We start from the raw sequence: 7,251 nt of genomic DNA on the forward strand, positions 1-7,251 counted from the left end.
TTGCACTGTGCAAGCCTCTCGCCGCTGCATAGGTACTCGAAAGCACGAACTATGACGCGGGAGGGTGACGAAATAACCGCGATCGTGCATCCTGTCGGCATGGAAACCGAAACGCCTGACGCATGGGAAGAATCCGCCCGGATTGTGGAAGCCTTCGCGGCCGGGGTGGGTGAGGAAACCGCCGCGCTGCTGGAACAGATCGCTTCCGCGATCCGTGACCACGCTACCGACGCCTAAGTCGCAATCGGTATCTGTCGAATGTCTGTCGTCCACGATGGGGATTTCTGACTGCGCTTCGTGTCGAAGCTGCGCGGTCCATATCCCTGTGCTGCTACCGCGATCGTGTTGCGCCCGAACCGCGCGTTAAGGCCGTCCATCGCCGCCAGTAGCGCGGGTGCTCTCGGATCGGGCGCGGCGAACAAGTCGGCCTGCCCTGCCCCGGCCGGCTGCAAGTCCTCCAACAGCACGCCGCATTTCGTATAGACGCCGCCCGGCTGAAACATGGATTCAACCATGCGGGACGCCATGCCGACGATAACGCGCGGGTCGTGGCTGGGCGGCGATAGCCGCGCCGATCGCGAAGCTGACGGCGGGTTGGGCCGGTATCGGCTCCCATGTGCGAAGGCGATGATCCGGGACGCGACCAATCCCTTTTCGCGTATCTTTTCGGCCGCCCGTGCAGCACGTCGCGCCATCGCCTCGCGCAGCTCGTCCAGACTTGTGACAGGCTCGCCAAACTGGCGCGTTACGGCCGTGCCCTGCATCGCCTCGGGTTCGACGGTGAAGTCCGAACACTCGATGCCGTTCAACTCTCGCACCAGCCTTTCCAGCACTACCGTTCCCACGTCGCGCGCGATGGCCGGGGGCAGGGCGGCAAGGTCCGCCGTGGTGCGGACACCAAGCGGCAGCAACCGTGCCTCAAGGGCCTTCCCGATGCCCCACACCTCTCCGACCGGCCATTGCGAAAACAGGCGGGTGCGTAGCGCCTGGTCGTGCAGGTCCACGACGCCGCCCCATACCTTTTCTGTCGCTTTGGCGAGGGCGTTCGCGACCTTTGACAGTGTGCGCGTAGGGCCAAGCCCCACGCGGGTCGGCAGTCCTACCGATCGCAGGATGGCGGCACGAACGCGGTGCGCGCTCGTCACGTCGCCTAACCCGTTCGCCAGAACGGGCAGGCGAAAAAAGCTCTCGTCTATCGAGTAGATCTCGATCGTATCGCTATGCTCGGCAAGGACCGCGTTGAACCGCTTGTTCATGTCCGCATACAGTTCGTAATTGCTGCTCCGAAGCTGGATGCCGTGGCGCGCGATCCGATCGCGCATCTTGAAAACAGGCTCGCCCATTTTGACGTGCAGCGCCTTGGCTTCCTCGCTCCGCGCGATAGCGCAGCCGTCGTTGTTGCTAAGGACGATCACCGGCACGCCGCGAAGCGAGGGGTCAAAGACCCGCTCGGACGAAACGTAAAAATTCGTAATATCGACAATCGCCCACGACATGCCGCTACCTCTGGAAGTCGCGGACGGAAGCGCGAACGACGCCCCATATCTCAACGTCGTCGGCCGGGGTCGGCGGGTAGGTCTGCTGACTGTTGCGCGGCTCCAACAGCGCCGCGCCGTCGCGCACGACAAGCTGGCGACACACAAAGCCACCATCGACAATCGCTATGACGATATGCCCGTTGCTCGGCGTCGTGTCCCGATCGACCACCACCACGTCTTTGTCATGGATACCGGCGTCGAACATCGACCACCCGGATATGCGGAATACAAAGGACGCTGCGCGATCGAGCCGGAGCAATTCGACAAGGCTGATGGCATCGGATTCCCAATCCTGTGCGGGCGACGGGAAGCCCGCCCCTGCCGATGCTACGATGCGAAGGCGCAACCCCTCGGGCACCTCCGCGATCGGCACGGGCCGTAACATCGGCAACATTGGTTTTCCTTCTCACGCTAACTCGTTCGTGTAAGCGGGAGAACATAACGAGAACTGCCCGACGCGGCGAGGGGCAATGTCTTGCACTGTGCAAGGCTATCGCCGGCACCGCACCAATCGCTGCTGCGGATCGAAGCGCGCCCATCGCGCCGCGACACCGGCACCGATCGCGACGCAACTGGCGTCCCGGCCATCCGGCAAGCGACACCATGCAACAAGGCGCGTGTAGCTGCGGCCGGTCACTTCGCACGACAACTGAACGGGCCGCGCGAAGCGCAAGCTACCCTCCAACCGCCGGTTATCGGCCCCGACGCCGCCCCCGATCGCAACCGCCATCGCCCGGCGCTGGGCGAATGGATCGCCGAGGACACTCGGTTGTCCCGGCCGTGTCGAACCGTCCAACTCCGTCGCCCCGATCCCCGCAAGCCGGATCGTCTCGCCACTTTGGCATCGAATAGGCCCGTCAACGTCGTGCAGGGCGATAGCTAGGCATAGGAGCAACATTAGGCGTCTTCCTCTTTGAACCGGGCAGGTCGTTTTCTCGGGCGCGATCGGCGTTTGACCTCTGCGACGCGCGCTCTCGCGTCCTCGGCCTCGATCGCGCCCGGCGATGGCGTTGGGCGTTCGTCCAGGGGAAGACCCCAATAATCGAAATTGCCCGTCATGATCGCGACCACGCGGCGCATTTCACCGCGCACTATCTCGGCCGCTTCTACCGTCGCAATGTGCTGATGCGGCGGGAACACCCCGCTCTGCACAGCGACGTTCATCGCCTTCGCGATTTGGTTGACGTTGTTCCCGATCTGCCGAAGCCCGCCGAACAGGTCGCGTAGCGCCTCCACCTCGGCCGCGTTCCATTGTGGCTTGCGGGCAAGGTGAACGATCGCGAGCGAGCGCAGCCAGTTCGCCGGGGTACTACCGCGCTCGCGCGCCGCTTGCGACAAGGCGACGCGCTCGGCGGGCTTTAACCGGACCCCGATCTGCAATCCGGCCCCTGCCCCGCGCGGCGCTGCCGGGGGCTTCCCTTCAACCGCCTCGGTTATGATCCGGCGCAACGCCGCTGACGTGCCCCCCTCGGTGTCGCGCGCCTGCCTCTTGAACGCCTGTGCAACGTCGGCCGGCACCCACGTTGAAAGTAGCTCTTGCCCGTTCCGCCCGGCCATTTCCTACCCTTTTGTAATACACTGCTACCACCCAACATATCCTGCCCTAGTCCCAATACCTACTATCTTCTTCTTCTGCCCTAGTCCCAATACCTACTATCTTCTTCTTCTGGTTCTAGGGTCGGATTGGGCAAGAGGGAGGCAATGAGCTTTTCGCTGACACCCTCTCGGCCTTGCACTGTGCAAGGATCGCCGGGGGGTCTGCTCTCATTTTCAGGGCAATGATCGCCTACCCGCGTTGCCCGTTCTCAACCTGACGGCGCGACCTATCCCTCCTGTGGTGCGCGCCGTCATCCCCTGTTTTGCCCCGCGCCGCTCTCACCCATAGAGGGCCGTAGGAAGGGGCAAAACAGGGGAGGGCGTCGCTTGCACAACATGACTCGGCTTGCACTTCGCAAGCCTCCGCTACTCGGCCCGACCCCGTAGCTCGTCGTTCCAATCCTTGGCGCTCGATCTGACCCGACCGAACCCGGCGCATGATCCCGCCGCCAGTTCCCGCAAACGGTCTGCCAGTATGTCGCCGCCTTGGCCTCGATCCGTTGCAGCTACCAACCGGCATGACGACGGAAGCAATCGGGCGAACGTCTCGGCGGTCGGGGGTCCAAATCCTCCACCTGTCGAAACGTAGGCGGTGCCTTCGGGCCATTGCTCGATCGTCGCGAGGCTCAAGGCGTCGATCGCACTTTCTGTAACCGCTACCCGTCGCGCTTCCCGTATCTGGCCGATCCAGAACAGGGCCTTGTCGCCACCCTTCGCGAACCCTTTGTATTTTGGACCGCGCATTTCCCATCCGGCCGGGGCGTCATCGGCAAGGCGGTGCAGAAACCAAGCGGTGCCGTAGATACCTTCTCGCAATAGCCCGGCATCGTTGGCCCGCGTGATCGTCGCTGCGGGCAAACCACGTTCGCCGGATAGATACCGCCATGCCTGTGAACCCGGCTGCAAGGCTGCTGCGCGGCTCCATGCCTTCCCGGCGTCGAGCGGTGCCACCTGGGACCGATCGCGAAAGGTGGGGGTGAGTGTCGGCGCTATGCCTGCAAGCGGGCGAAGCGCGCGGCGGGCATGGCCGAAATTACCGCCCGTCAAACGCTGGGCGAGTGCCAGCACGTCGCCGCGCTGGTCGTTGATCGGGTCGAACCATCCGCGCCCCTCATGGGTAACGATAATGATCTGGGCCGGGCCGTTCCGAAACTTGACGGCGTGCGTCGTGCTTTCGGGCGCGTCCAGTTTCCAGCCATCGCGCTCTAGGACCGTGCGGCAGTCCACCTTGGCGCGTAACTCGTCCAGTTCCGGGTCGCGCATATCAAATCCACCACCACCACGGGGGCGCGGGGAAGCTGGGCTGCGATTCCAGTCCAAGCCGATCGGCAAGGGCCGTTGTCGCAAAGAACACCGCGCCCGACACTACCGCGACGATCGCGCATTGCCCGGCCTCGGGCCACCAACCCTTTGCAACACAGAACGCAATTCCGATCGCGCTACCCGCCAGCACAAGGCCCGAAGCTGGGGCGGCAATAGGTCGGACGATCGCAAAGAGTGCGGTAGCTGCGACCATCACAAGCCAGACCGGCACCCCGACGACGATCGCCAGCACAAGCAAAAGAACCCGCCGCGCCGAAGCGGGGCGGGCCGGGGGCGGGCTAGATCCTTTTCGTGTCATAGCCTGCCCCATGTCCTCTACTCGATCCGAACGAACGTGATTTCGGCCGGGTCCACTTCCTCGGTCTGGATCGCGAACGCCACCAAAGCCCAACCGGGCGTCTCGGCCTTCTGGTCCACGATCAACCGACCCTCGGTGCCATCTGCAACACGAACGATGAACACGGGAGCAACCGCGACCGGCTCGGGCGTCGCTGGCTTCTGCGGCTCGGCAACCGGCCGGGGCGCGGCTGGGGCTGCTGCTGGCGACGACGCAGGGGCAGGGGCAGGGCTTGCACTGTGCAAGGCCGGTTCGCTGTCCTTGGCCTTCTCCGGGGCAGGGGGAAGGAACGACGTTTGCCCTTCGTCCTGCTTAGCTGGGGCCGGGGGAGTGACCGGCGCGGCGTTGGTGTCCGTCTCGCTCGCGATCGGGGCCGGGGCTGGCGTCTGTGGCTCGGCCGCTGGGGCTGCACCCTTGCCCTGATAGGCGGCGAAACCCTCAACCTTGCCCGTGATGGTCCCGACGATCCGGCGCACGTCCGTTACCGTCAACGGCTCGGACACGTCGGGGAGGGCGGCGATAACCGCGTCGGGCGTCTTCACCCATTGCCGATACAGGTCATACAGGGCGCGCATGTCCGACGTGTCGAGGCGTGCGCGCAACTCGGATGGAAACTCGCCAGCCTTACGGAACGCGGCAACCTGATACTCCTTCAAGTTGCAAATCGCGCCGATCTGTTTCGTCGTGCGCCCCTCGCCCGCGAACCGCTCAACCGCATCGGCCAATTCCGAATTGGTGAGGTTCGATCGCTGTTGGTTCTCGATGACCTGGGCGGCGAAGTCGTCGTTCTCGATCTTGCGGATGATGGCCGGAATGTCGGCCGCGCCCGCCAGCTTGGAAGCACGCCAGCGACGGGCGCCAGCAACGAGGGTGTAACGGCCATCGACCGGCGGACGCACCACGATCGCCTGCACAACGCCATGTTCCTTGATGGTGTCGGCAAGGCTCTGCAATTCGTCGGCGTCGAAGTGCTTGCGGGGCTGGTTCGGGTCTTCGTCAATGTTGGATAGGAGGATGCGGATTGCCTCGCCGCTGGTGTCGTCACCTGTGGCTGCGCGAAACGCGCCGAACGCCCCCGCACTGATCTGCGCTCTAGCCTTCGTCGGCTTCTGTACCGGCTTGTTCATGCGCCCAACTCCATCTGCTGCGCGACGTGATCGAACACACCGCGGATTTCGTTTCCTGCGTCTCGGGCTGCGCTGCCCTTCATGTTCCACACGGGTTCGCTCTCGCTCGCGGCCTTCGCGTAGGCGTCGCGCTTCGCGACCATGCCGGGGAACAGTAGCTTTCCGGCCTGCTCGGCAAGGCTCTCGAATAGCTCGCGCTCGCGGCGGCTCTTGCGGTCGTAGATCGAAGGGAGAAGGCCAAGAAAAAGCGGCTCGGCCCGCTGGTAGTGTGCCGACACGCCCTTAATCGCCCGTAGCAACTCGGCCACGCCCTGAATGGAATAATCGTTGATCCCGATCGGGGCTAGAACGGCGTCGGCCGATAGCAGCGCGCCAAAGGTCCGATTGTTCAGCGCGGGCGGCGTGTCGATCACGCACACGTCGTAATCGTCCGCCATACTCTCGATGCTATCGCGGAACGTCTCGATGCACGTCCGATCTGCCGCCTCCACGCCCATAAGGTCGCGTGACGACTGCGCTACAGTCAGTGAGCCAACCGGGGGAACCCGTGTAGCCTCGGCAAAGAGATTGACGCTCTCGACCGGCGACAGGTGCGCTCCAAGCGTCGTGGTCAAATTGCGCTGCGCGTCTAGGTCAATAACAAGCGTGCGGAGCCGTTCGGAAAAATACCAACCGGCATGGGCGACGATGTTGGTTTTCCCAACCCCGCCCTTTTCGTTCATGACAACTAGGGTTTTCATCGTGTGGTGTCCCTGCATGGACGGGCCGGATCGTTGGCGGTTGCCGCCGCATCTGAACCGGGCCGGCTCGTTGGTGCCGACATAGGAAGACTAGGGGAATAGCTTGGGATCGTCAACACCTGTCAACACTTTCGCGGCGGTTATTTACGGGCGGTTTGCCCGGCTGGTCGCGATTGTCTTGCACTGTGCAAGCCGTTCCCTGCAATTCATTCGAGGCCGGGGAGGCGTTGCCCCCCGATCCCGGTTAGACGTGGGCCGCGACGATCGCCGCCATTTCGCAAAACACCTCGGCGTAAAGCTGAACGTCGAACTGTGCGACGGGGCCGCGCTGGCTGGTGAAGCGGTGCTTTGCGACGATCGACCATGCGGGGGATTCCGCGCCGCTCTGCATCCGAACCGTGATCGGCTCGACGGTGAACGCTTCGTAATCGCGCAGGATTTCCGCCTTGTCGAAGAAGAAGATGACGGGGAGGGGAGTTTCGGGCTTCGTCGCGTCAAACATGATTGCATCCCTGCATGGACTGAACCGGGACCGTCGCGATTGCCGTCGCTGGGTGCCGGGCGGCTCGATCGAACCGACTTAGAAACAC

8 protein-coding genes are annotated in these 7,251 nt (G+C 63.7%); 1 reads left to right on the forward strand and 7 read right to left on the reverse strand.

Translation table 11 applies throughout. The features are described from left to right. Positions 1 to 51: 51 nt before the first annotated feature. The gene (locus tag BKY59_RS00260) at positions 52 to 237 is read left to right on the forward strand and encodes a hypothetical protein (RefSeq protein ID WP_076068104.1); all 186 of its coding nucleotides are present in this window, start codon (positions 52 to 54) and stop codon (positions 235 to 237) included. Here BKY59_RS00260 and BKY59_RS00265 read toward each other — a convergent pair. The 7 genes from BKY59_RS00265 to BKY59_RS00305 all read right to left on the reverse strand — a co-directional run bounded on the left by BKY59_RS00265 (position 234) and on the right by BKY59_RS00305 (position 7,163). After that, on the reverse strand, positions 234 to 1,496 hold the full coding sequence (locus tag BKY59_RS00265) for a Y-family DNA polymerase (protein ID WP_076068105.1): 1,263 nt from the start codon (positions 1,494 to 1,496) through the stop codon (positions 234 to 236). The genes BKY59_RS00260 and BKY59_RS00265 overlap by 4 nt on opposite strands. A gap of 4 nt (positions 1,497 to 1,500) precedes the next feature. Then, entirely contained in the window at positions 1,501 to 1,932 is a 432-nt protein-coding gene (locus BKY59_RS00270) for a LexA family protein (RefSeq protein ID WP_076068106.1), read from the reverse strand. Positions 1,933 to 2,435: 503 nt separating this feature from the next. Then, positions 2,436 to 3,056 carry a plasmid mobilization protein gene (locus BKY59_RS00280; RefSeq protein WP_165374769.1) on the reverse strand — a complete coding sequence of 207 codons (621 nt, stop codon included), beginning with the start codon at positions 3,054 to 3,056 and terminating at the stop codon, positions 2,436 to 2,438. A gap of 444 nt (positions 3,057 to 3,500) precedes the next feature. Further along, a complete protein-coding gene (locus BKY59_RS00285) occupies positions 3,501 to 4,397 on the reverse strand; it encodes a DUF3991 and TOPRIM domain-containing protein (protein WP_076068109.1) in 897 nt (298 codons plus the stop codon). A gap of 375 nt (positions 4,398 to 4,772) precedes the next feature. Next, complete coding sequence (locus BKY59_RS00295) at positions 4,773 to 5,921, reverse strand: ParB/RepB/Spo0J family partition protein (RefSeq protein WP_076068111.1); 1,149 nt, start codon at positions 5,919 to 5,921, stop codon at positions 4,773 to 4,775. Continuing rightward, a complete protein-coding gene (locus BKY59_RS00300) occupies positions 5,918 to 6,661 on the reverse strand; it encodes a ParA family protein (RefSeq protein WP_076068114.1) in 744 nt (247 codons plus the stop codon). Before BKY59_RS00300 ends, BKY59_RS00295 begins: the two co-directional genes overlap by 4 nt. A 244-nt stretch (positions 6,662 to 6,905) precedes the next feature. Then, positions 6,906 to 7,163 carry a hypothetical protein gene (locus BKY59_RS00305; RefSeq protein WP_076068112.1) on the reverse strand — a complete coding sequence of 86 codons (258 nt, stop codon included), beginning with the start codon at positions 7,161 to 7,163 and terminating at the stop codon, positions 6,906 to 6,908. Positions 7,164 to 7,251: the final 88 nt, after the last annotated feature.

The organism is Sphingomonas montana (assembly GCF_001956315.1).
GTDB classification, from domain to species: Bacteria; Pseudomonadota; Alphaproteobacteria; order Sphingomonadales; family Sphingomonadaceae; genus Sphingomonas_R; species Sphingomonas_R montana.

Excerpts from the sequence above, each read along its gene's own strand:
- BKY59_RS00260 (WP_076068104.1), top strand. The coding sequence starts at position 52 with ATGACGCGGGAGGGTGACGAAATAACCGCGATCGTGCATCCTGTCGGC.
- BKY59_RS00265 (WP_076068105.1), bottom strand. The coding sequence starts at position 1,496 with ATGTCGTGGGCGATTGTCGATATTACGAATTTTTACGTTTCGTCCGAG.
- BKY59_RS00270 (WP_076068106.1), bottom strand. The coding sequence starts at position 1,932 with ATGTTGCCGATGTTACGGCCCGTGCCGATCGCGGAGGTGCCCGAGGGG.
- BKY59_RS00285 (WP_076068109.1), bottom strand. The coding sequence starts at position 4,397 with ATGCGCGACCCGGAACTGGACGAGTTACGCGCCAAGGTGGACTGCCGC.
- BKY59_RS00295 (WP_076068111.1), bottom strand. The coding sequence starts at position 5,921 with ATGAACAAGCCGGTACAGAAGCCGACGAAGGCTAGAGCGCAGATCAGT.
- BKY59_RS00300 (WP_076068114.1), bottom strand. The coding sequence starts at position 6,661 with ATGAAAACCCTAGTTGTCATGAACGAAAAGGGCGGGGTTGGGAAAACC.
- BKY59_RS00305 (WP_076068112.1), bottom strand. The coding sequence starts at position 7,163 with ATGTTTGACGCGACGAAGCCCGAAACTCCCCTCCCCGTCATCTTCTTC.